Source organism: Acidobacteriota bacterium (assembly GCA_026707545.1).
GTDB lineage: Bacteria > Acidobacteriota > Thermoanaerobaculia > Multivoradales > Multivoraceae > Multivorans.
The window spans coordinates 156,798-177,590 of record JAPOWR010000005.1 but is presented as its reverse complement, the minus strand read 5'-3'; the positions used below and the strand labels follow the sequence as shown (position 1 = coordinate 177,590).

The following is a 20,793-nucleotide window of genomic DNA, read 5'->3' as shown; positions in this document are numbered from 1 at the left end:
GGGACGAAGCAGCGAACGGTCACTGGCAACGGAACGCGAACGTGTCGCTACGGGCCGACGCGGTCTCGCCCTGGCGGTTGTGATGGCTCCAGGTGCGGTCGCCGCCATCTGTGACGTAGAGATTGAAGGCGACGTCGGTCACCGGCGCGACGAACACCCAGCGGTGCCCGTTGAAGCGGCATCCGTCGAGCACCTTGATCAGGACCTCCGCGTTGCCGCGGCTGAAGAACCAGAGCAGACCCGACTCCGACGACGCCCAGATGCCGGACTTCGCCTCGCCGATTTCGCCGGACGGTGTCTCGTAGCACATTCGTACCTCGTAACCCCCCTCGAACACGAGTGGCGTGGTCTGCGGACGGCACTGCGTGAAGCCCCGTCCCGCGGGCGGAGCGAAGGGGTCCGTAAGCGGGTACAGCTCGCGTACCGCGGCACGATCGTCACTGTTCAGCGCCGCCCCTCGGCCATCTCCGTGGGCGTAGGCGCGCATCAGCGCCTGGACGGTCACGCTGTCGCAGGCACCGCTCGCGCTGTCGCCGCACGGGTGAGAGATCCCCAGAACGTGACCCAGTTCGTGACCCATGATCTCTTCGTGGGCCTTGCGCGGATTCGACGTCGCTCTCAGCCACTCCCGGTAGCCGTCCTGCGTCGTGACGTTCGCCTCGACGATCGCGAGCGCCTCGACCTCCTCGTTCCCCGGAACTTCGTGCGGCGTGATGCCCGAGTGGCAGTGGAAGAAGGTGTACGTGATCGCGATCGTGCCGCCCTGGCCATGCCGATACGAGCCCGGGATCTCGTCGAACGGATCCTCGTAGGAGATCGAGTTCACTCCGTCGACCTCGTCGGTCCGGAACTCCGTGTCCAACGTGCCGCGAAGGACCAGGTTCGCCCGGCTCGCCGGATCGTCGTTCCAGGCGCGGATCGCCGTGCGCACCTCGGTCAGACCGCCGCCGCGTACCCCGGGCTGACCGCTCGCCTGGACGGTCACGCCGACGCTGCGCTCCCGGTCGAACTCTCGCCACCTCAGCGCGAGACCGTCGTGGAAGCACGAAGGCGGACTCCTGGTGAGCCGGAACGGCTCGGCGACCCCCAGGGGCCCGGCCGGCCAATCGGCCTCGAAGTAGTCGGCCGGCCGGTCCGTGCCCGCGACGCGGTCGGCGATCCAGCGGCGAAACCGGTCCGCGTCGCGGGGCCGGCGGTTCGGCTCGCCCGCGAGCAGGACGCGGTCCCCCGCCCGGACCTCGAAGAACAGGCCGAGACCGAACTCGACGGGACGGTAGACACCGTCCGTCGGTTCGAGGAAGAGGAGGACCCGGTCGCCCTCGGCCAGCATCGGCAGGCCGAGAATCCTCATCGCCACGCCGTCCGGCCCGACACCGCCCGGCTGACGAACGAGGATCGTGCCGCCCGGGACGAAGCCCTTCAGCACGTCCTCGACTTCGACCGCGTAGTCCGTCGACGGCCGGTCCACACCGAACGCCGGTACAACGGACCGGACCTCGCCGAACACGATGACCGGCGAACGCTCGACCATCGACTCGTCGGTCGGCAGGACGTAGACCGTGGCGGTGGCGGGGGCCGCCACGAGGAAGGCGAACAGGAGTGGAAGCGGTGCTACTCGCGGCATGGGAAGGCGAACGTATCCCTCGCGGGGACGGCAACCTGTCCCTGCCGGTTGCGGTGCGACCAGCGTTCGCTCTCCCCGTCCGTCACGTAGAGATTGAAGGCCACGTCGGTGACCGGCGCCACGAACACCCAGCGATGGCCGTTGTGGGCGCAACCGTTCAGCACCTTGACCAGCACTTCCGCGTTGCCGCGGCTGAAGAACCAGAGCAGGCCGGACTCGCCCGAGGCCCAGATACCGCCCTTGCCCTCGCCGATTTGGCCGGACGGCGTTTCGTAGCAGAGCCCGACGCCGTAGCCGCCGTCGAACACGAGCGGCGTCGTCTGGGGCTCGCAGTTCGTGTAGCCCTCTTCGGTCGGAGGCTCGGGATCGGGGTCGGGATCCGGCTCTGGGTCCGGGTCGGGATCAGGTTCCGGATCCGGGGCGGGGTCGGGGTGGTCGACGGCCAGCCGGATGCCGTAGGCCTTGATGTCCGCACCGGTATCGGCCGCCCAGTCTGTCCAGTCCTCGCCCTCGGCCACGCGCGCCCGGAAGGCACGCCTGCCGCCGCCGGGCCCGTTCTCGTCCGCCATCAGGAACTTCGTGTTGTCCACCGGCGTCGCCCGCAGCCACGAGACGGCGACCCAGACCGGGCCGCCATCGAGCGCGAGGCCCTGTACGGCGCCGCGAAGGGTGAAGCAGGAGTACCTTCCGGGTTGCTCGATCTGCACTGTCCCCTCGAACGCGCCCAGCAGGGATTCGGGCGTGCTGCCGGCGTCGGAGTAGAAGTTGAGCCCGAAGTCCACGTCGGGGTTCGTGTCGTCTATTCCGCGCCCCATGCAGATGACCGCGTAGGCGACCGTCCCCGGCCCGGACAGGCGAAAGCGCTGAGCGAGTTCGAACTCGAACAGCGGTTCATCGGTTTCGGAGTCGACCAGGTACAGGTCCGCTTCGAACTCGTCGTCGTCGTACTGGTACAGCTCGGTGGCCGCCAGCGGGACACCGACCGCATCGCGGTACGTCGAGCGCACATCCCGGACCCGCACCGAGACCGGGACATCCGCGGCCCGCGGGGCGAGTCCCGAGCGAACCGCCCCGACGCGCACGGGCGGCTCCGGAGCGAGCAGGTCGCGGCCACCCTGCGCCGCGAGCGGGGCCGCGGACACGACAAGCAGGGCGGCGAGAAAGACGGAAGAAGGACGATCCAGCATCCGGTGCACCACGACGAGCCCCCTTCGGTGATCGTGAACGGTCATCTGCCCACCGAGAGCTTTGCACGCGGCGTGCCAGACGACCGCTCTTCACGGCGAAGAGGCGAGGTACGCGGCCCAAAAAAGGCCGCGTACCTCATGCAGCGGGCCGAAACCGGCCGGCCCGCTGTTCCAGGTCTTGTTGCCTTAGTTCGCGCAGGCGAAGGCCATGTCGCGGATCGACCCCCCGGCGCGTGCCCGGAACCATCTGAGCGTGTTGCTCATCGTGTCCCGGATGGCGATGGCGTAGTCCGCGTCCGTCGCGGCGCCGGCGTAGAGCATCCAGTAGCCGCTGCCGCCGCAGTCGTCGACCATCCGCACCAGCAGCTCCGGATCATCGCCGCCGAAGGTGAACAGCCCGGCGCCGCCCGACATGGTCCCTTCGGCTGTCTGGCCCGGCATGCCGGCGAGCACGTACCGCGTCCGTACGCGGAAGCGGCCGTCCTCCAACTGGCAGGTGCCACCGCTGCAGGTCATCGCGGGAGCTGGACCGGGATCGGGAGTCGGATCGGGACCGGGATCGGGAGTCGGAGTCGTGTGGTCGGAATGATCGACGACCATGCGGATGCCGTAGGCCTTGATCGTCCTGCGCGTGCCCGCGCCGTGGGCCATCCAGTCTCCCCAATCGTCGTCCTCGTCTTGCCGGGTTCGCGTCGCCAGTTCCGTCTCGATGTCGTCGGAGTCGGTCGGGAGGGGGTCGTCGGTCGTGTACTGGTCCTCGCCGAGACGCTTGTTGATGCTGCGCTCCACCGCGATACCGATCCAGTGCGCGCCGCGCCTGAGGGTCTTGCCCGCAACCGCGCTGCCGACATTGATGCACCGCTGCCCTCCCCTCTGGGAGATCGTCGATTCCGGCTGGTAGCGGAGAGGGCTTCGGCGGCCGGGGATTGGATTGTCGTTTCTGTCCTCGTCGTCGCCGTAGAACACCACGTCGAAGGCAACGCTCCGGGTCGCCACGTTGTCCGGGCGGTCGAAGCAGACATGGACGCTTACGACCGTGCCGCTACGGCGCAGATTGAAGCGCTGGGCGTACTCCGTGGCATACGGTTCGAGAGCGTTGAACGGGTTGTAGGTGTCCTCGTAGTTCTCGAAGTCCCCGTCGTCGTACTTGTAGGTCTCCTGATCATGTGTCGCCAGCACCACGCGTTCCGGGTCATCGCTCAGTGAAACCCGTACCGTGGTCTTGGCTTCCGCCGGCTTGGCGCCCGGCGCGGCGCGCCCCAGGACCTGCTCCGCGTCCAGCAGGTCGATTCCCTGCTGGGCCGCGAGCGGCGCCGAGGCGCACACCAGCAGGACCGTCAGGCAAGTCAGGCTTCGAACGATGCGGCGGTTGCTCAGTCTCATGGTTTTCCCTTTCCGGTGCGCCACCGGCGTTGGGTGAGAAGTGTAGGCCTGTCAGTAGATTACGCCCAATTTATAGCAAAAGGCAAATCGGCTCGGAAGCGGGCTGCGTCAGAGCGAGCGGCTACCGGGCCGAACAGGAGAACGCCTTCACGTCCTGGATCGGCTCGAACAGCGTGCCGGCAGGGTTCTCCCAGGTCATCTCCTCGCCCGTCTCGCTGTCGGTGACGGTCATCGTCACGCCCACGTCGGTCAAACCGCCCGCGAACACCCAGCGGTGGCCGTTGATCGCGCATCCGTCGAGCACCTTGATCATCATCTCCAGGTTGTTCGACCCGAAGAACCAGTAGAGGCCGGTATCCCGCGTGCGCCGCAAGCCTTTCGCGTCGCCGCCGCGGTCCGCCGTCTCCCAGCGGGCGCGGACCGCGAAGCGGCCACCCTCGAGGCACAGCGTCCGATCGTCGGCCTCGCAGGCGCCGGCTTCCTGCGGCAACGCGACCTGGCCGGGGCGGAACGCCCAGGCGGGCAGCTCGGCGGAGCGGGACGCCCGATCCGTGCCTCCGCGCACCGATTCCATCTCGCCCGACGTCAGCAGGAACCGGCTCTGACCGTACAGGTTCCCGCCCTGGGAGCAGACGGCGAAGGACTTCGTGTCCCCGACCGGTACGAAGGGTGTGCCCGGCGGGTTGTAGTACGTCGCGGCGACTCCGGTGTCGGAGTCGATCACGGTCATGATGACCTTGACGTCGGTCAGGCCGCCGGCGTACACCCAGTAGCGCTCGTTGAACGCGCAGCCGTCCAGGACCTTGACCATGAGTTCGACGTTGTCCGGCGAGAAGAACCAGAAGTCGCCGGTGTCGTTGTTCAGGGACACGGCTTCGGCCCGATCGCCCCGGTCGGCGGTCTCCCAGCGCACTTCGACCCGGAAGCGTCCTTCGTTCAGGCACAGGGTGTCGCCGTCCTCCACGCATTCGGCGACTTCGGCGAAGGTCGTGGCGCCCGCTTCCGGCGTCGGATCGGCGCTGCCGCGGCTGTTCCGCGCCACGACCTGGTAGGCGCGGTAGGTCGCGGGCGGGATGTTCTGGATGATGACCGAGGTGCTGTTCCGCTCGAGGGTCGCGATGCGCTCGAAGTCGCTGTCGACCATCCGCTCGTAGATGTCGAAGGCGCTCTCGTCGTGGGAGACGTCGCGCCAGCGCAGCTCCAGCTCGTTCTGGCTGATCGCGGTGACGGTCAGATCGCTCGCCGCCATGGGACCGATCGGGCCGATCGGACCGATCTCCGGGTAGAGGGCGCGGACCGCCGCGCGATCGTCGGAGTTCAGTGCGGCCCCGCGGCCGTCGTCATGGACGTACCCGCGCATGAGCGCCTCGATGGTCCTGCTGTCACAGGCACCGCTCGCTTCGTCGCCGCAGGGGTGGGAGATCCCGAGCACGTGGCCCAGCTCGTGGCCCATGATCTCCTCGTGGGCCAGGCCGGGATCCTCCACCATGTCCAACCAGTCCTGGTACCCGTCCTGGGTCGTGATGTTCGCCTCCAGGAACTCGTAGGCCTCCACTCGCCCCAGCCCCGGAACCCGGTGCGGCGGGGTGGACGCCCCGCAGGAGAAGTACGAGTACGTGACCGCGAGCGTCCCGCCCAGGGAGGGATCGAAGGAGCCGGGGATCTCATCCATCGGATCCTCGAAGGTGATGCTGTTCACGTCGTCCAGAGCGAGCGAGAACTCTTCGTCCGACAGGCCGCTGCGCACCAGCCGGACCCGGCTTCTCGGATCCTGGTTCCAGACCCTCATTCCCGCCAGCACCTGCGGATGGCCGTTGGCCGGAGCACCGGGCTGGCCTCGACGGTGGACGACGAGGCCCAGGGTCCCGCCCCGGTCGAAGTTGCGCCAGCGGAGGCGGGCGCCGGGATCCTCGCAGCCGCCGGGGGCCACGATCAGGCGGAAGTCCGAGACGACCGAGGCCAGGCCATCCGGCAGGTCGGTCGCGACGTAGTCGGGCTCGCGCAGCACACCCGCCGCGCGGTCGGCGATCCAGCGGCGAAAACGGTCACCGTCCCGCGGGCCGGTGGCCGTGCCGGCAGCCGGCCCCCCCGGTTTCGGCAGCACCAACTCCTCCGTCAGATCGCGCAACAGCAGCACCCGGTCGCCTGCCGGAACCTCGAAGAAGATGCCCATCGCCAGTTCGACGCTGCGGTAGACACCCTCGACCGGATCGAGGAAGAGCAGCACCCGGTCCCCCTCGGCGAGCACCGGCGCGCCGATCACGCGGCCGGCGATGCCGCCGGGACCGACTCCGCCCGGTTGCCGGACGACGATCGTGCTGCCCGGGACGAAGCCCTTCAGCACCTCCTCGATCTGGAACATCAGGTCGGTGGCGAAAGGTCCTCCCACGGGCGCCGGCTCCGTGGCCAGGACCTCGCCGAAGACGATCACCGGAGAGCGGGTGACCATCGCCTCGTCGGTCGGCATGACGTAGACCGTCGCCGCGGCCGGCGCCGGGGCGAGGGCCACCGCGATCAGCACCGCGCCCAGCGCGGCGGGCAGCGCGGCACGGCGCCGGCGCGGGCCGCCGCGGCGGAGAGACATGTCGATTAGACGATGGCTGTACATAGCACAAGCCACACCCAGACGCCGAAGCGCAGGGCGAAAGCCGTCGGATTCTAGCATTCTCGCGGGTTTGCGGGTGTTGTCGGGCCGAGGAACACAGCCTTCAACACCGGCTGCCGCGGCCGGATTCCGGCTCAGGCCAGGAGCCGGCGGGCGCGAGCCGTCAGGTCGTCGAGCCTCGCGCCGAACTCGACGCGAGCCTCCTCGCGCTCCGCGTCGGTCGAGGCGCGGGAGAGCACGATCGGTTCTCCGACCGCGACCGCGACGCGGCTGAACGGGGCCCCGACGATCATGCGGTCCCAGCTACGGAGCCTCAGGCCGCGGTCCACCGCGAGGCCGGCGGGGACGATCGGCGCGCCGGACATGGCGGCCAGCACGATGCCCCCGGCCTTCGGCGTGCGCGCCGGTCCGCGCGGACCGTCGGGCATGAACAGCAGGGTCGACCGCTGCTTGACCAGCTCGCGGTAGAGGGCGAGCGCCGCCTCGCGCCCGCCGCGTGATGTCGAACCCCGGGTGACGCGAATGCCCCAGGCCCTGGCGACGCGGGCCGCCAGCTCACCGTCGGCGGAGTGGCTGGCGAGGATGGACACCGGGCCGCCCGCCGGGAGCAGGCGCCGGCGCACCAGCACGAGGGAGAGCGCCAACTGCTCGTGCCAGCAGGCGAGCATGGCCGGCGGCTCGAGAGCGCGTTCGAGGTGCCCAGCGCCTTCGAGGCGGTGCAGACGATAGGTCGCGACGAGGGTCTGGGAGAGGAGGCGGACCGCCACGGCGGCGGCCGGCAGGGCGGCGCCGCGTACCTTCAACCGACGCCGGCGGCGTAGTCGAGCACATCGCCGACGGTCTCCATGGCGGCCGCGTCTTCGTCGCTGATCTCCACCTTGAGAGCCTCTTCCAGCTCGATCAGGAGTTCGAGCTGCTTGGGAGAGTCGATGCCGAGGTCGGCGACGAGGTCGAACTCGGGGCGCAGGTCGGCTTCGTCCCGGCCGCTCGCCCGCGCCAGTACCTTGCTCGCCGCCGCACTTGGGTCCATTGCTCGATTCAGAAGTCGGCCGCAAGATCGCCGCGAAGGTACTGCTCGCGGAGCGACCGCCGCCGGACCTTGCCGCTGCTGGTCCGCGGAATCCTACCCCGGCGCACCAGGAGCAGATCGGCGAGCTGAATGCCCAGGGCGCGGCCGACGCTGCGGCCGACTTCGCTCTTCAGCAGGCCGGTCGTGTCGCCGGCGCCGCCGGTCTCCATGACCAGGACCGCGCGTTCGCCGTGCACCCCGTCGACCGAGAAGGCCGCGGCGCGTTCCCGCCCGCCGGTACCGAGGACGGACTCCGCCACCCACTCGATCTCCTGCGGCATCAGGTTCGAACCGCCCAGGATCAGCACTTCCTTCGTGCGGCCGGTGATGTGGACCTCGCCGGCCGCGCTCAGGAAGCCGAGGTCGCCGGTGTAGAGCCAGCCGTCGCGCAGCACCTCCGCCGTCGCTTCCGGGTCGTCCCAGTACCCCAGCATGACCGACGGCGACCGCAGCCGGATCTCGCCCACTTCGCCGGGCGGCAGCGGCCGCCCGTCGGGCGCCGCGATCTCGATCTCGGTGCCCTCCATCGGCGGGCCGTTCGAGGTCACTTCGGGTCCGCCGCCGGCCGGCGCCGCGGTGTGCAGGCCGTCGACGGTCTGGCTGATCGAGATGAGCAGGGTGTTCTCGGCCATGCCGTAGGCGGCGCGGAGCGCGCCCGGATCGAGGCCGGCGGCCTCGAAGCGGCTGCCAAACTCGGCCATCGTCGCCTGCCGCACCATCTCAGAGCCGCTGCACACGTCGCGCCAGCCGCTCAGGTCGAGGGTCCGGAGGCGATCGTCGCCGATCCGCTCGACGCACTGGCGGAAGGAGAAGTTCGGGGCGGCCGACATCGCGGTCTTCGTGCGCCGGAACTGCTCGAGCCAGACCCAGGGCCGTGCCAGGAAGGCGCGCGGGTTCAGCATGATCAGGTCGGCACCGGTCAGGAGCGAGCCGAGCAGGCAGCCTCCCAGGCCCATGTCGTGGTAGAGCGGCAGCCAGCCGACGAGGGCGTCCATCAGTTCTCCGCCGCGCGGAATCGCCACCGCCTCCATGCTGGCCCGGGCGCTCCAGGTAGCCGCGGCGTGGCCCACGACGACGGCTCGCTGGCGGCCGGTCGAACCGCTGGTCATCTGCAGGAAGGCCGGCTCGTCGCCGCGCGGCGGCCGGGTGTCCGGCAACGGCGACGGACTCGTCGCGGCCACGGCGGACTGCGAGAGCAGGTTCGGGCGCGATCCGCTCGCGGGTCCGGCGGAGGCGATCTCCTGCACCTGGTCGCTGACCAGGTCGGTGCAGACCATGTAGCGGGCGTCGAGCAGTTCGTTCACCGCGAGCGCCTTCTCGATCTGGTTGCGGGGCGAGCCCAGCGCCCGCGGCGGCGCGACCGCCGCCGGCAGGGCGCCGAGGCGAACGGCGCCGAACCAGACCTCGAACCAGGGCCACGAGGTCGGCAGGCACACCAGGATGCGGTCGCCCGGGCGAACGCCCAGGGTGACGAGGCGGCCGGCGGCGGCCTCGATCTCGTTCAGCATCGCCGGCCACGTGCGCCGGCCCTCCACCCGGCCTCGGCTGTCGATCAGGGTGATGCCCCGCTGCGGCCACACGGACGCCGCGCGTTCGAGGGCCTCCAGGAGGGTTTCGGGGTGGAGCTCGCGGCTAGTTGCCGGCACCGCGGTGGTCGCCGCTTCGCGGCGCGCTCTTGTCAGAAGCCGGCCAGAAGGCCGGCGCACCCAGTGGTGCGGCGCCCGGATCAGCCATGGAACTGCAGGTCGTAGAGGCGCTTGTAGGCGCCGCCCAACTCGAGCAGTTGTTCGTGGGTTCCCTCTTCGACCAGGACGCCGCGGTCGAGGACGACGATCCGGTCCGCGCGGACGACGGTGGAGAGCCGGTGGGCGATGACGAGCGCCGTGCGCCCCTCCATCAGGTTGTAGATCGCGCGCTGCACGACGACCTCCGACTCGGTGTCGAGGTGGGAGGTCGCCTCGTCGAGGATCAGGATGGGGGCGTTCTTGAGCAACGCCCGGGCGATCGCGAGTCGCTGGCGCTGGCCGCCGGAGAGGTTCTGGCCGCCCTCGCCGATCACCGTGTCGTAGGCCTCGGGCATCGCCATGATGAAGTCGTCCGCGTAGGCGGCGGCCGCCGCCATCCGCACCTTCTCCAGGGGCAGATCGTCGCGGCCGTAGGCGATGTTGTTGCGCACCGTGTCGTTGAACAGCACGGTCTCCTGGGTGACGATGCCGATCAGCGAGCGCAGGTTCGCAAGGGAAAGGTCGCGGATGTCCGTGCCGTCGATCCGAACGTGGCCCGAACCCGGGTCGAAGAACCGCGGCAGGAGGTTGACCAGGGTCGATTTGCCGGCGCCGGAGGGACCGACCAGGGCGACCACCTCGCCGCGGCGCAGGTCGAGGTCGATGCCGGAGAGGACGGACTTGCCGTGCCCCGTCTCCTCGTAGTCGAAGGAGACCTCCTCGAACCGGACGCCCTCTTCCAGCCCGGAGACGGGCGGTGCGGTCGGGCGGTCGACGATCTCGCTCTCGACCTGCAACAGTCCGTGAATCCGGTGGCTGCACGCCAGCGCCTCCTGCAGCACCAGGTTCACCTTGTTCAGCTTGCGGATCGGGTCGTACATCATGATGAGCACGAGCAGGAACTGGAAGAAGTCGGCGAAGGTCAGGCGGCCGTCACGAATCATCAGGCCGGCGGAGACGACCAGGACCGCGCCGCCGACCGCGGCCGTCGACTCGATCACCGGACTCGAGAGGGTCGACAGGAACTGGGCCCTCAGGTTGGCGAGCAGGTGGCCGCGAGTGGCCCGCTCGAACCGCCCGCACTCGAACTCCTCCATGCCGAACGCCTTGACCACCCGGTTGCCCCGGACGCCTTCGGTCAACAGCCCGGAGAGGTCGGCCATCCGCTCCTGGCTGCGGTAGGTGACCTTGCGCATCCCCTTGCCGAATCGGGCCAGCAGGAAGGCGAACAGCGGCACCGCGAAGAGCGACACGACGGCCAGGGTGAAGTGGATCGTCAGCAGCGTCGCGCCGTAGAACAGGAGCATCGCGATCGACATGAAGATGTCGAAGAGCCGCGCCGCGACCGCGTTCTGGAGCTTGGAGACGTCGCTGACCACCCGGCTGTAGAGCTCGCCCGAGGTGTAGCGCTGATGGAACCGGCTCGACTGGTGGATGATGTGCCGGTAGAGGTCGTTCCGGATGTCGGTCGTGATGCCCAGTCCGGCGCGCTGGAACGAGTAGCCCGACACGAACGCCATCAGGCCGCGCAGCAGCAGGACGAGCACGATCAGGGCCGGGGCGAAGAACACCTCGCTACGCCCCTCGATGCCCGCCCGCCGCTTCAGGTCGTCGTAGAGATCGCCCGCCGCCGCCTTCAGGCTCGCGGTGTAGCTCTCAATGGGCTGGAAGAGGCGCGCTACCGCCCCGTCGACCTCCTCGCCGTCGCCGGCAGAAAGACCGGGGATCGACACCTCCTGGATCTCGTCCTCGGTGGCGAGGAGCACCTCCTCGAACATCGGGTGGATCAACCCGATGAAGGCCAGCGTGGCGACGCCGAACACCACGATCCCCGCCAGGGCCAGCAGCCCCCAGTGAAGGTAACGGCGGGCGTAGCGGAGGTAGAAGCCGACCAACTCCATGGTGGGGCAGCATACTGCGGCGGTCCTCAAAACGCGCCAGAATGTCCACGATGACGGAGTCACCAGCAGCCCGGGCAGCGTTCCTGCGCGAGGAGCTCCAGCGCCACGAGCGCCTCTACTACCAGGAGGCGAAGCCCGAGATCAGCGACCGCGAGTTCGACCACCTGATGGCGGAGCTGCAGGCGATCGAGGAGGAGCACCCGGAGCTCCGGACCGCCGACAGCCCGACCCAGCGGGTCGGGGGCGAGCCGACCGAGGGCTTCGAGCAGGTGGAGCACACGCCGCCGATGCTCTCGCTCGACAACACGTACGACCACGATGAACTCGAGGAGTGGTTCGGGCGGCTGAACCGTCTGCTTCCCGACACGGAGTTCGAGTTCATCTGCGAGCTCAAGGTCGACGGCGTCTCGCTGTCCCTGCTCTATGAGGACGGCGTGCTGACCCAGGCCGCGACCCGGGGCAACGGTCGGGTCGGGGACCTCGTGACGGCGAATGCGCGGACGATCCGCTCCCTGCCGCTGCGCCTGCCGGCGTCGGCGCCCGCCCGGCTGCTCGTGCGGGCCGAGACCTACATGCGCCGGAGTGCGTTCGCCGCTCTGAACGAGCAGCGCGCCGCGGCCGGCCAGGAGCTGTACGCGAACCCCCGCAACACGACGGCCGGCACGGTGCGCCTGCTCGACAGCCGGGACGTCGCGCGGAGGCGGCTCGACGTGGCCTGCTACGAGTGGGTTCAACCCGCCGGCGACGAGGGCGAAGAGCGCCCATCGCATGGCGAGAGCCTCGCTGCCCTGGCTGACTACGGTCTGCCGGTCAACGATTCATGGCGCCGCTGCAAGGGCCTCGGCGAGGTCGTCGCCTACTGCACTGAGTGGCAGGAGAAGCGCGGCGAACTGGACTTCGAGATCGACGGCGTCGTCGTCAAGGTGGACGATCCGGAGCTCCGCGACCGGCTCGGCGCGACCGCCAAGGCGCCGCGCTGGGCGGTGGCGTTCAAGTTCGAAGCCGAGCAGGCCGAGACGGTGGTGCGAGCGATCAACGCCCAGGTCGGCCGCACGGGTGCCGTGACTCCGGTCGCCGAACTCGAGCCGGTGCTGGTCGCCGGCACCACGGTCAAGCGCGCCACCCTCCACAACTACGAGGACCTGGCGCGGAAGGACGTCCGGGAGGGCGACGCGGTCGTGATCGAGAAGGGCGGCGACATCATCCCCAAGGTCGTGTCGGTCTTCGAGGAGCGGCGGGGACCGGAGTCGCAGCCGTTCGCGCCGCCAACCGAGTGTCCGGTCTGCGACGAGAAGCTGTACCAACCGGAGGAGGAGGCGCTGCTCCGCTGCGTCAACGCCGCCTGCCCGGCGGTCGTCCGCGAGGCGATCCGCCACTTCGCTTCCCGCAACGCGATGGACATCGAGGGCATGGGCGACTGGTTGGTCGGGGAACTCGTCGGCGGCGGCATCGTCCGCGACCCGGCGGATCTCTACGGCCTGACGGTGGAGCAGCTCGCCGATCTGAAGAAGACGAACGACGCCCGGCTGGGCGAGAAGGCGGCGGCGCGCACTGTCGCCAGCCTGGAGGAGTCGAAGCAGCGCTCCCTCAGCCGCCTGATCTACGCCCTCGGCATCCGCTTCGTCGGCGACAGCACGGCATCCCTCCTCGCCCGTCGCTTCCGAACCGTCGACGGCCTGGCCGAAGCGTCGGCCGAGGAGCTGGAGGAAGTCGACGAGATCGGCGGGCGGATCGCGGAATCGGTCCGGGCCTTCTTCGACTCCGAACGAAACCAGGACCTGCTCCGCCGTCTGAAGGAAGCGGGTCTCGAGTTCGAGGAGGAGGAGGAGGCGGCTGCCGACGACGGCGCCGACCAGCCGCTGGAAGGCAAGGTCTTCGTCCTGACCGGCTCTCTCGAAGGCATGACCCGCAACGAAGCCGGCGCCCGGATCAAGGCCCTCGGCGGCAAGGTCACAGGTTCGGTGAGCGGTCGGACCGACTTCCTCGTCGCCGGCGAGAACGCCGGCTCGAAGCTACGGAAGGCGGAGCAGTTGGGTGTCGAGGTACTGGACCAGGCGGGGCTGGAGGAGCTGCTGGCCGGCGCTGGTCCCTGACTCGCGCACGCCGCCTCGCGGCGGCGCATGGATGCGGCGGAAGGTCGAAGGTCGCCGGCCGTTGGCCGGCGGCTGTTTCTCTTGGGGCTGCGCCGCTCCGCGGCTCCGCCCCGAGCGGACCAGAAGGTCCGCGCACCCAGAGAACCGCAACGATGTGGCGGAGTTCTCTACATGCGGATGACATGGCGTCACTGCGGGCAAAGGGCTTGCGGTAGAGAGCCTCCCACCGGACAAAGCCGTGCTCTGGGTGCGCGGACCTTCTGGTCCGCTCGCCGCCGAAGGCGGCCAGAAACACTGCCGCCGCGAAGCGGCGACCGCAGCCGATCGCTCGAGCGAGCCCGCCCCGGCTAACCCGGGCTCAGAAAGCGAACAGCAGCTAACAGCGCCTCATCCGGCCTGCCCGCGAACACCGTCCGCCACCCGGTCAAGTCCGGCCTTCCACCGAACAGGACGATCGTCTGGCCGTCCCGTTCAGCGCCCGGCCGCAGGCCCGCGTCCACACGCCATCCTCCGGCCGTCCCCGGCCTCAGCGCTGCAGATCGCGCCTTGAAACCCGAAGACCCCGCCGAGCGCAGGCGCCGTGCCTCTTCCCTGCATGCACAGTACGACCTGGCGTCGCCGGTCAGGGTTTCCGCAGGCAACTCGGCACTGGCCAAGTGTTCCGACCCAATGTCGACTGCCCAAAGCGACCTGCGTATGTAGGAGAACTCTTCGGGATCGCGAATGTCCTCGTGTCGAAGAAACTCGGCCCACGCACCGTCGGGCGTATCGCTCAGGTACTGCACCGGCCCTTCACCTTCCGCATGCCACCGGGCAGCCGGCTGGGAACCAGCGCCCTCCTCCCACAGGAACGGGTAGCGGGGGTCCGCGTTGCGGTAGACGATCACGTGGCAGGCGACCAGACCAGTGCCCCGGCCAGGTCGCGGACCCGCCGCGGACCCGGATCCTCCGGCTGCCATTCGGCTTGCAGGAGTTCCGCCGGGCTCCGGCCGTCCAGTAGTGAGCGCGGTCGGTCGAACCAGCGCCGCACGCCGATGTCGTTGTAGGCCCCCGCAAGGTCACCCGCGACCAGCGCGAGGAAGTGCAAGCGCGCCGCAACGGCGTCAGGCACCGTCCTTTCGCCCGCCAGGTATCGTCGCAGGCTCACAACTGAGACCTGGAGCAATCTGGCAAGGAGTTCACGCCCCAGTAGATCGTCGAGCCGCGGTCCCTCCGATGCCGGAACCGGCGAGGCCTCCAGCGCGTCGCTCAGTTGCTTGAGTTGCCGAACGAACCCCTCGCGCGCCGTATCGTCCTTCGGAACGACTTCAGGTAGGTGTCGTGCGACCCCTGCACGCCGGATACGGGCCAGCACGTCCTTCCAGACCGATGCGTCGAGCCTGTCGATGGCTCCACCACCCAGGATCCCCATCGCTTCCGCTCGGGTCAGCACCTGAATCCCGAGGGGCAGCGATTGGCGGTCGTCGAACGGATCGATGACGGTTCGAATACGGATCTCACTCATGAGTCCGAACCGTATCCAAACGGGTGCCAGACCGTCAACTCGGGAAGTGGTCCGCGCACGCCGCTTCGCGGCGGAAGGTCGCCGGCCATTCGGCCGGCGGCTGTTTCGTTGGGGCTGCGCCGCTCCGCGGCTCCGCCCCGAGCGGACCAGAAGGTCCGCGCACCCAGAGAACGGCCGTGGGATTAGGCGAATGCCCCTGCTGCAGTTGGGATGCGCCCGCAGCGGCGTCATGTCAACTGCATGTAGAGAAGCAAGCCGCACCGGGGTCGTGCTCTGGGTGCGCGGACCTTCTGGTCCGCTTGCCGCCGCAGGCGGCCAGAAACACGCCGCCGCGAAGCGGCGACCGCAACCGACGCAACGGCAGCTAGGATGCCCGCCATGGCCGCAGCCCCCTGGGTCATCGTCATCGACGACGAGGCCGGATCCCGCCAATCGATGGCGATCGCCCTGGAACGGGCAGGGCTCGGCGTGCGCGTGTTCGACGATGCGGAACCGGCGCTGGCGTTCGTCGAACGGGAGCCCCGGGTGCGGCTGGCTGTGTGCGATCTGCGGATGCCGGGAATGGACGGACTGGCGTTCCTGAACCGGGTGCGGGCGCAGGAGCTCGACCTGGCGGTCATCCTGGTCACCGGCTTCGGCACGATCGAGTCGGCGGTCGAGGCGATGCGCGTGGGCGCCGACGACTACCTGACGAAGCCGGTCGACCTCTACGAGCTGCGCAGCCGGGTGCTGAAGCTGATCGAGAACTGGCAGTTGCGCGATGAGGTGACGAACCTGCGCGAGATGCTCGACGAGCGCTTCGGCTTCGACGCGATCATCGGCGAGTCGGCGGCGATGGAGCAGTTGTTCCAGCAGATGCGGCAGGTTGCGCCGAGCCGGGCTTCGGTGCTGATCCTGGGCGAGAGCGGCACCGGCAAGGAACTCGTCGCCAAGGCCCTGCACCAGGCCGGCCCCCGCCGGCAGGAGCGCTTCCTGGCTCTGAACTGCGGCGCGATTCCGAACGAGATCCTGGAGAGCGAGCTGTTCGGTCACGAGAAGGGGTCGTTCACCGGAGCGGTCGGGCGCAAGATCGGCAAGCTGGAACTTGCCGCCCAGGGCACTCTGTTCCTGGACGAGATCAGCGAACTGGTGCCCGAGCTCCAGGTGAAGCTGCTGCGCGTCCTCGAGGAGCGCCAGGTCATGCGGGTCGGCGGCAGCCGGATGATCGACGTCGATTTCCGGCTGCTGGCGGCGACGAACCGTAACCTGGAGCAGGCGGTGGCGGACGGCGCCTTCCGGGAGGACCTCTACTACCGGCTGAAGGTCGTGACGCTGAGCATTCCGCCGCTCCGGGAACGGCTCGACGACCTGCCGCTGCTCGCGAACCACTTCCTGCGCGAGTTCGCCGCCCGCGAGGGCAAGCCGGAGATGCGGCTCTCGGGCAGGGCGCTGAAGTGCCTGTCCGAGCATCGCTGGCAGGGCAACGTGCGGGAACTGCGCAACGTGCTCGAGACGGTCGCGGTCTTCCATGACGGCGGCATGATCGAGGTCGGCGATCTGCCGGAGGAGGTCCGAAGCGCCGCCGCGACACCGGTGGAGAGCCCGGTCCAGAGCCCGTTCGGCGAACCCCGGACGATGGCCGAGATCGAGCGCCAGGCGATCCTCGAGACCCTGGGCCGGACCGGCGGCAAGCGCGCCCAGGCCGCGCGGGTGCTCGGCATCGGCGTGCGCACCCTGCAGCGGAAGCTGAAGGACTACCGGGAGCAGGGCCTGCTCAAGGAGGGCGAGGCGTGACCGCCCTGTCGGTGAACGTCGACCACGTCGCCACCGTGCGGCAGGCGCGCCTGGCGGGCTATCCCGACCCGGTCGAGGCGGCGCGGCTCGCCGAGGACGCGGGAGCGTTCGGCATCACGGTGCACCTGCGCCAGGACCGCCGCCACATTCAGGACCGGGACGTCGTGGAACTCCGGCGGACGGTCAGCGGCCGGCTCAACCTCGAGATCGCGACCGAAGAGCCGATGCTCGACTTCGCCGAGCGCGTCGGCCCCGACCAGGTCACGCTCGTTCCGGAACGGCCGGACGAGGTGACCACCGAGGGTGGACTCGACCTGATTGGGCGGGGCGACCAGGTGCGCAGCGCGGCGCGGCGTCTCGTCGCCGCCGGCATCCAGGTCTCCGTGTTCGTCGATCCCGACCTCGACCAGATCGCGGCGCTCGACGCGCAGGAGGAGGTCACCGGCTTCGAACTGAACACCGACGCCTACACGCGGGCCTCGGGTGCCGAGGCGGCGGCGGAGTTCGCGAAGATCAAGGCCGCCGCCGAGCGCGGCCTGGCAGCGGGCCGGGAGGCGTACGCCGGGCACGGTTTGACGGTGGAGAACGTCGGACCCGTGGCGGCGCTGCCCGGGGTGTCCGAACTGAACATCGGCCACTCGATCGTGTCCCGGGCGGTGCTGATCGGAATGACCGCTGCGGTCAAGGAGATGCTGGCGGCGATGGAGGGTGGTTGAGGGGACGGTGCTTGTGGTCGCCGCTTCGCGGCGGCGTGTTGCTGGCCGCCTTCGGCGGCAGCGGACCAGAAGGTCCGCGCACCCAGAGAATGACCCCGATACAGCGAGCTTCTCTACATGCGGATGACGTGGCGCCGCTGCGGGCGCAACCCAACTGCAGCAGGGCATCCCGCAGAACCCCACGACCGTGCTCTGGGTGCGCGGACCCTATGGTCCGCTTGGGGCGGAGCCGCGAAGCGGCGTAGCCCCAGGAACACTGCCGCCGGCCAACGGCCGGCGACCTTTTCAACCAGTACCCAGCTCCACCTCAAGCACCCGGGCAATCCGCTCGCACAGGCCCTCGATCCGCTCCTGGTCCGGGCCCTCGATCATCACGCGCGCTAGCGGTTCGGTGCCGCTGTAGCGCAGCAGGACCCTGCCCGACGATCCCAGGTCCCGTTCGACGGAGGCGACCGCATCGGACAGGCCGGGCACGTTCTTGAGCGGCAGCTTCTCCCGCACGGTGACGTTCCGCAGCACCTGCGGAAAGCGCTGGAAGCCGGCCGCCAGGTCGGCGAGGGAGCGGCCCGAGGAGGCCACGATCGCGGCTACGGACGCCGCGGTGAGCAGGCCGTCGCCCGTCGTCGCGAGGTTCAGGTCGAGGAGGTGGCCGGACTGCTCGCCGCCGAGCCGGACCCCTTCGCGGCGCATCGCCTCGGCGACCTCGCGGTCGCCGACACCGCAGCGGAGGATCCGGATGTCGCGGCGCTCCAGCGCGCGCTCCAGGCCCAGGTTGGACATCGTCGTGGCGACGATCCGGCGTCCGGGAAGCTCGTCCCGTTCCGCCAGGTGGGACGCCCAGACGTACAGCAGGGCGTCGCCGTCGCAGACCCGGCCCTCGTGGTCGCAGAGAATGGCCCGGTCGGCGTCGCCGTCGAAGGAGGCGCCGAGGTCGCTGCCCGTCTCGAGCGTCAGGGCGACGATGCGGTCCGTGCAGGTGGAACCGCAGTCGCGGTTGATGTTGCGGCCGTCGGGAGCGTCGCCGGTGACGTGGCAGTCGGCCCCCAAGGACACGAACAGTCGCGCGGCGTGCGGGGCCGCGGCGCCGTTCGCGGCGTCGATCGCCAGGCGAAGGCCCTCCAGCGGGCGACCTGCCGGCAGCGAGGCCCGCAGGTGGTCCAGGTAGCGCTCGGCGAGCCCGGACTCTTCCCGGAGCCCGGCCGAGCCGCCCAAGCGGTCCGGGGCGCCGGCGGCGATCCGGTCCTCGATCTCGCGCTCGAGCGCGGGGTCGACCTTGAAGCCGTCGGCCCCGATCAGCTTGAGGCCGTTGTCCGTCCAGGGATTGTGGCTGGCGGAGACGACGATGCCGCCGGCAGCACCGAGGTCGGCAACCAGGAAGGCGACCGCCGGCGTCGGCACGATGCCGGCCGAACGGACGTCGGCCCCCCCGGCGCGAACGGCCGCGGCGAGCCAGCCGCTGATTTCCTCCCGGCTGTCGCGGGTGTCGCCGCCGAGGATCAGAAGCGGCCGCGAACCCGCCGGCCGGACCGCCGGCAGGCTGAGGCGGGCGAACCAGTAGCCGACCGCCTGGACGGTCGCGCGGTCGAGGGGCGGCGTGCCGAAAACGGCACGCATGCCGTCGGTCCCGAAGAGGCTCAAGAACCTGCGCCGGACTGCGGCTGGGGGCCCTGGATCATGGGCACTTCGATTCTGACGAAGGTCGGGAACTCGACCACCACGTCGTCGCTCTCGAACCGCACGCGCGCCTGTTCCTCGACGAAGTCGACGCCCCGGCCGTCGACGTCGATCGGGCCCGCCAACGCATAGCCCAACCTGTTGATCTCCGAGCGCGATCCCTCGACCGTCGCCAGGCGCGGCTCGATCCGGACGTTGTCGTAGTCGACGCTGAAGCCTCCGATCGGTTCGCCTCTCCAGTCGACCTGGACCGGCACCTGAAGCGAGATCTCCTCGTCGAGGGTCAGCGTCAACTGCTCGGGCGTGACCGAGAGCACCTCGATGCCCTCCGCGTCAGCCGGGAGCACGACGTGCTCGGTGCTCAGGATGATGGCGACCTGGCGCGGACCGCTGTACGTCGCGCCGCCGAAGAGGTTCTCCCCCAACGGCACCTGGACCCGGATCTGATCCCGGTTCAGGGAAGCCATCGCATCCTCGCTGCCGCGGATCTGAACGGACAGCGTCTCCTTCGGATCCTCCGGCGACCCGAGGATTGGCGAGCCGAGAACCACCATCTGGTCATGATCCTCGTAGTTGACCTGCACCACCTGCACGCTCCCCTCGATGGGCGTTTCGGTCACGTCCCGAAGACGGGGACAGTACGAGGCCGGCAGCCAGATGCCGATCGCGATCAGGACGGCCAGAGCCCGAAAAGCCCACAGGCTGCGGCTCTCGCTCACTTGGTTGCTCCCAGGGTCAGCACCAGCTCGAAGAGCCGGTTGCGCAGTTCCCGCATCGTCAGGTCGCTGGTCAGGCGACCCTCGTGCGCCACCGAGATCCTGCCCGTCTCTTCCGAGACGACGACCACGACCGCGTCGGTCTCCTCGGTGATTCCGATCGCGGCCCGGTGGCGCGTTCCGTGTTCGATCGAGACGCCGGCGCTGGTGGTCAGGGGCAGGAAACAGGCCGCGGCAGCCACCCGGTCCTTCTGCACGATCACGGCGCCGTCGTGAAGCGGTGTGCCGCGGCCGAAGATCGTCAGCAACAGGTCATAGGAGATCTCGGCATCGAGCAGGATGCCGTTCTCGACGTAGTCGCGCAGACCGTCCAGCCGCTCGATCACGATCAGCGCGCCCAACCGCCGCAGGGACAGCGCCTGCGCGGCGATGACGATCTCGTGAACTCCCGTGTCCTGGGTCTGATCCGTCATCAGCCGCAACAGCGGGTTGCGCCCGACCCGCGCCAGGGCTCTCCGGATCTGGTTCTGGAACAGCACGACGATGACGACCGGCAACGCCGGCAGCAGGTAGGCGAGCGAAGCCTCCAGCGCGCGCAGCCGGAGCGACGTCGCGATCCAGGCCCCGCCCAGCAGCACCAGGATGCCGAGCACGATCCGCATGCCTCCGGTGCCGCGGATCAGCAGCAGCAGGTTGTAGACGACGAGGGCGACGACCAGGAGGTCGACCAGATCTCTCCAGCCCAGGAGTTCGAAGGGTTGCGCCAGGTCCATCGCGTTCCGATCGCCGTGGACGGTTCCTACCAGCGCCTGCCCGCGTTCAGA

General features: G+C 69.6%; 15 protein-coding genes. 3 read left to right on the top strand and 12 right to left on the bottom strand.

The annotated features are described in order from the left end of the window. Nucleotides 1–19 precede the first annotated feature (19 nt). The 8 genes from OXG83_16825 to OXG83_16790 all read right to left on the bottom strand — a co-directional run bounded on the left by OXG83_16825 (nucleotide 20) and on the right by OXG83_16790 (nucleotide 11,493). A complete protein-coding gene (locus OXG83_16825) occupies nucleotides 20–1,624 on the bottom strand; it encodes a hypothetical protein (GenBank protein MCY3966685.1) in 1,605 nt (534 codons plus the stop codon). Beyond that, nucleotides 1,612–2,856: a hypothetical protein gene (locus OXG83_16820; protein ID MCY3966684.1), complete on the bottom strand. Its 1,245-nt coding sequence runs from the start codon at nucleotides 2,854–2,856 to the stop codon at nucleotides 1,612–1,614. The genes OXG83_16825 and OXG83_16820 overlap by 13 nt, the downstream gene beginning before the upstream one ends. 141 nt (nucleotides 2,857–2,997) lie before the next feature. Then, nucleotides 2,998–4,194, bottom strand: coding sequence for a hypothetical protein (locus tag OXG83_16815; protein MCY3966683.1), 1,197 nt, complete (start codon nucleotides 4,192–4,194; stop codon nucleotides 2,998–3,000). Nucleotides 4,195–4,315: 121 nt separating this feature from the next. Beyond that, nucleotides 4,316–6,778, bottom strand: coding sequence for a hypothetical protein (locus OXG83_16810; protein ID MCY3966682.1), 2,463 nt, complete (start codon nucleotides 6,776–6,778; stop codon nucleotides 4,316–4,318). A gap of 155 nt (nucleotides 6,779–6,933) precedes the next feature. Next, nucleotides 6,934–7,602: a DUF374 domain-containing protein gene (locus tag OXG83_16805; GenBank protein ID MCY3966681.1), complete on the bottom strand. Its 669-nt coding sequence runs from the start codon at nucleotides 7,600–7,602 to the stop codon at nucleotides 6,934–6,936. Beyond that, nucleotides 7,599–7,829, bottom strand: coding sequence for a phosphopantetheine-binding protein (locus tag OXG83_16800; GenBank protein ID MCY3966680.1), 231 nt, complete (start codon nucleotides 7,827–7,829; stop codon nucleotides 7,599–7,601). The genes OXG83_16805 and OXG83_16800 overlap by 4 nt, the downstream gene beginning before the upstream one ends. Before the next feature lie 8 nt (nucleotides 7,830–7,837). After that, nucleotides 7,838–9,514 carry an AMP-binding protein gene (locus OXG83_16795; GenBank protein ID MCY3966679.1) on the bottom strand — a complete coding sequence of 559 codons (1,677 nt, stop codon included), beginning with the start codon at nucleotides 9,512–9,514 and terminating at the stop codon, nucleotides 7,838–7,840. A gap of 80 nt (nucleotides 9,515–9,594) precedes the next feature. After that, nucleotides 9,595–11,493: an ABC transporter ATP-binding protein gene (locus OXG83_16790; protein ID MCY3966678.1), complete on the bottom strand. Its 1,899-nt coding sequence runs from the start codon at nucleotides 11,491–11,493 to the stop codon at nucleotides 9,595–9,597. Nucleotides 11,494–11,543: 50 nt separating this feature from the next. On the opposite strand from OXG83_16790, the gene ligA reads away from it, so the two are divergent. Beyond that, entirely contained in the window at nucleotides 11,544–13,586 is a 2,043-nt protein-coding gene (gene ligA, locus OXG83_16785; GenBank protein ID MCY3966677.1) for an NAD-dependent DNA ligase LigA, read from the top strand. Between the two features lie 883 nt (nucleotides 13,587–14,469). Here the strand turns inward: ligA and OXG83_16780 are convergent. Beyond that, complete coding sequence (locus OXG83_16780) at nucleotides 14,470–15,090, bottom strand: hypothetical protein (GenBank protein ID MCY3966676.1); 621 nt, start codon at nucleotides 15,088–15,090, stop codon at nucleotides 14,470–14,472. Nucleotides 15,091–15,468: 378 nt separating this feature from the next. Here OXG83_16780 and OXG83_16775 point away from each other — a divergent pair, with 378 nt between their 5' ends. Continuing rightward, the gene (locus OXG83_16775) at nucleotides 15,469–16,863 is read left to right on the top strand and encodes a sigma-54 dependent transcriptional regulator (protein MCY3966675.1); all 1,395 of its coding nucleotides are present in this window, start codon (nucleotides 15,469–15,471) and stop codon (nucleotides 16,861–16,863) included. After that, nucleotides 16,860–17,579, top strand: coding sequence for a pyridoxine 5'-phosphate synthase (locus OXG83_16770; protein ID MCY3966674.1), 720 nt, complete (start codon nucleotides 16,860–16,862; stop codon nucleotides 17,577–17,579). Before OXG83_16775 ends, OXG83_16770 begins: the two co-directional genes overlap by 4 nt. Nucleotides 17,580–17,864: 285 nt before the next feature. Here the strand turns inward: OXG83_16770 and OXG83_16765 are convergent, their stop codons facing one another. Genes OXG83_16765 through cdaA form a run of 3 tightly spaced genes read right to left on the bottom strand, consistent with a single transcriptional unit; the run spans nucleotide 17,865 to nucleotide 20,742 of the window. Beyond that, entirely contained in the window at nucleotides 17,865–19,217 is a 1,353-nt protein-coding gene (locus tag OXG83_16765) for a phosphoglucosamine mutase (protein MCY3966673.1), read from the bottom strand. After that, nucleotides 19,214–19,972 carry a hypothetical protein gene (locus OXG83_16760; GenBank protein MCY3966672.1) on the bottom strand — a complete coding sequence of 253 codons (759 nt, stop codon included), beginning with the start codon at nucleotides 19,970–19,972 and terminating at the stop codon, nucleotides 19,214–19,216. The genes OXG83_16765 and OXG83_16760 overlap by 4 nt, the downstream gene beginning before the upstream one ends. Next, nucleotides 19,969–20,742 carry a diadenylate cyclase CdaA gene (gene cdaA, locus OXG83_16755; GenBank protein MCY3966671.1) on the bottom strand — a complete coding sequence of 258 codons (774 nt, stop codon included), beginning with the start codon at nucleotides 20,740–20,742 and terminating at the stop codon, nucleotides 19,969–19,971. Before cdaA ends, OXG83_16760 begins: the two co-directional genes overlap by 4 nt. Between the last annotated feature and the right edge of the window lie 51 nt (nucleotides 20,743–20,793).

Coding starts and splice junctions, on each gene's coding strand:
- OXG83_16825 (MCY3966685.1), bottom strand. CDS start 1,624: ATGCCGCGAGTAGCACCGCTTCCACTCCTGTTCGCCTTCCTCGTGGCG.
- OXG83_16820 (MCY3966684.1), bottom strand. CDS start 2,856: ATGACCGTTCACGATCACCGAAGGGGGCTCGTCGTGGTGCACCGGATG.
- OXG83_16815 (MCY3966683.1), bottom strand. CDS start 4,194: ATGAGACTGAGCAACCGCCGCATCGTTCGAAGCCTGACTTGCCTGACG.
- OXG83_16810 (MCY3966682.1), bottom strand. CDS start 6,778: ATGTCTCTCCGCCGCGGCGGCCCGCGCCGGCGCCGTGCCGCGCTGCCC.
- OXG83_16800 (MCY3966680.1), bottom strand. CDS start 7,829: ATGGACCCAAGTGCGGCGGCGAGCAAGGTACTGGCGCGGGCGAGCGGC.
- OXG83_16790 (MCY3966678.1), bottom strand. CDS start 11,493: ATGGAGTTGGTCGGCTTCTACCTCCGCTACGCCCGCCGTTACCTTCAC.
- ligA (MCY3966677.1), top strand. CDS start 11,544: ATGACGGAGTCACCAGCAGCCCGGGCAGCGTTCCTGCGCGAGGAGCTC.
- OXG83_16780 (MCY3966676.1), bottom strand. CDS start 15,090: ATGAGTGAGATCCGTATTCGAACCGTCATCGATCCGTTCGACGACCGC.
- OXG83_16775 (MCY3966675.1), top strand. CDS start 15,469: ATGGCCGCAGCCCCCTGGGTCATCGTCATCGACGACGAGGCCGGATCC.
- cdaA (MCY3966671.1), bottom strand. CDS start 20,742: ATGGACCTGGCGCAACCCTTCGAACTCCTGGGCTGGAGAGATCTGGTC.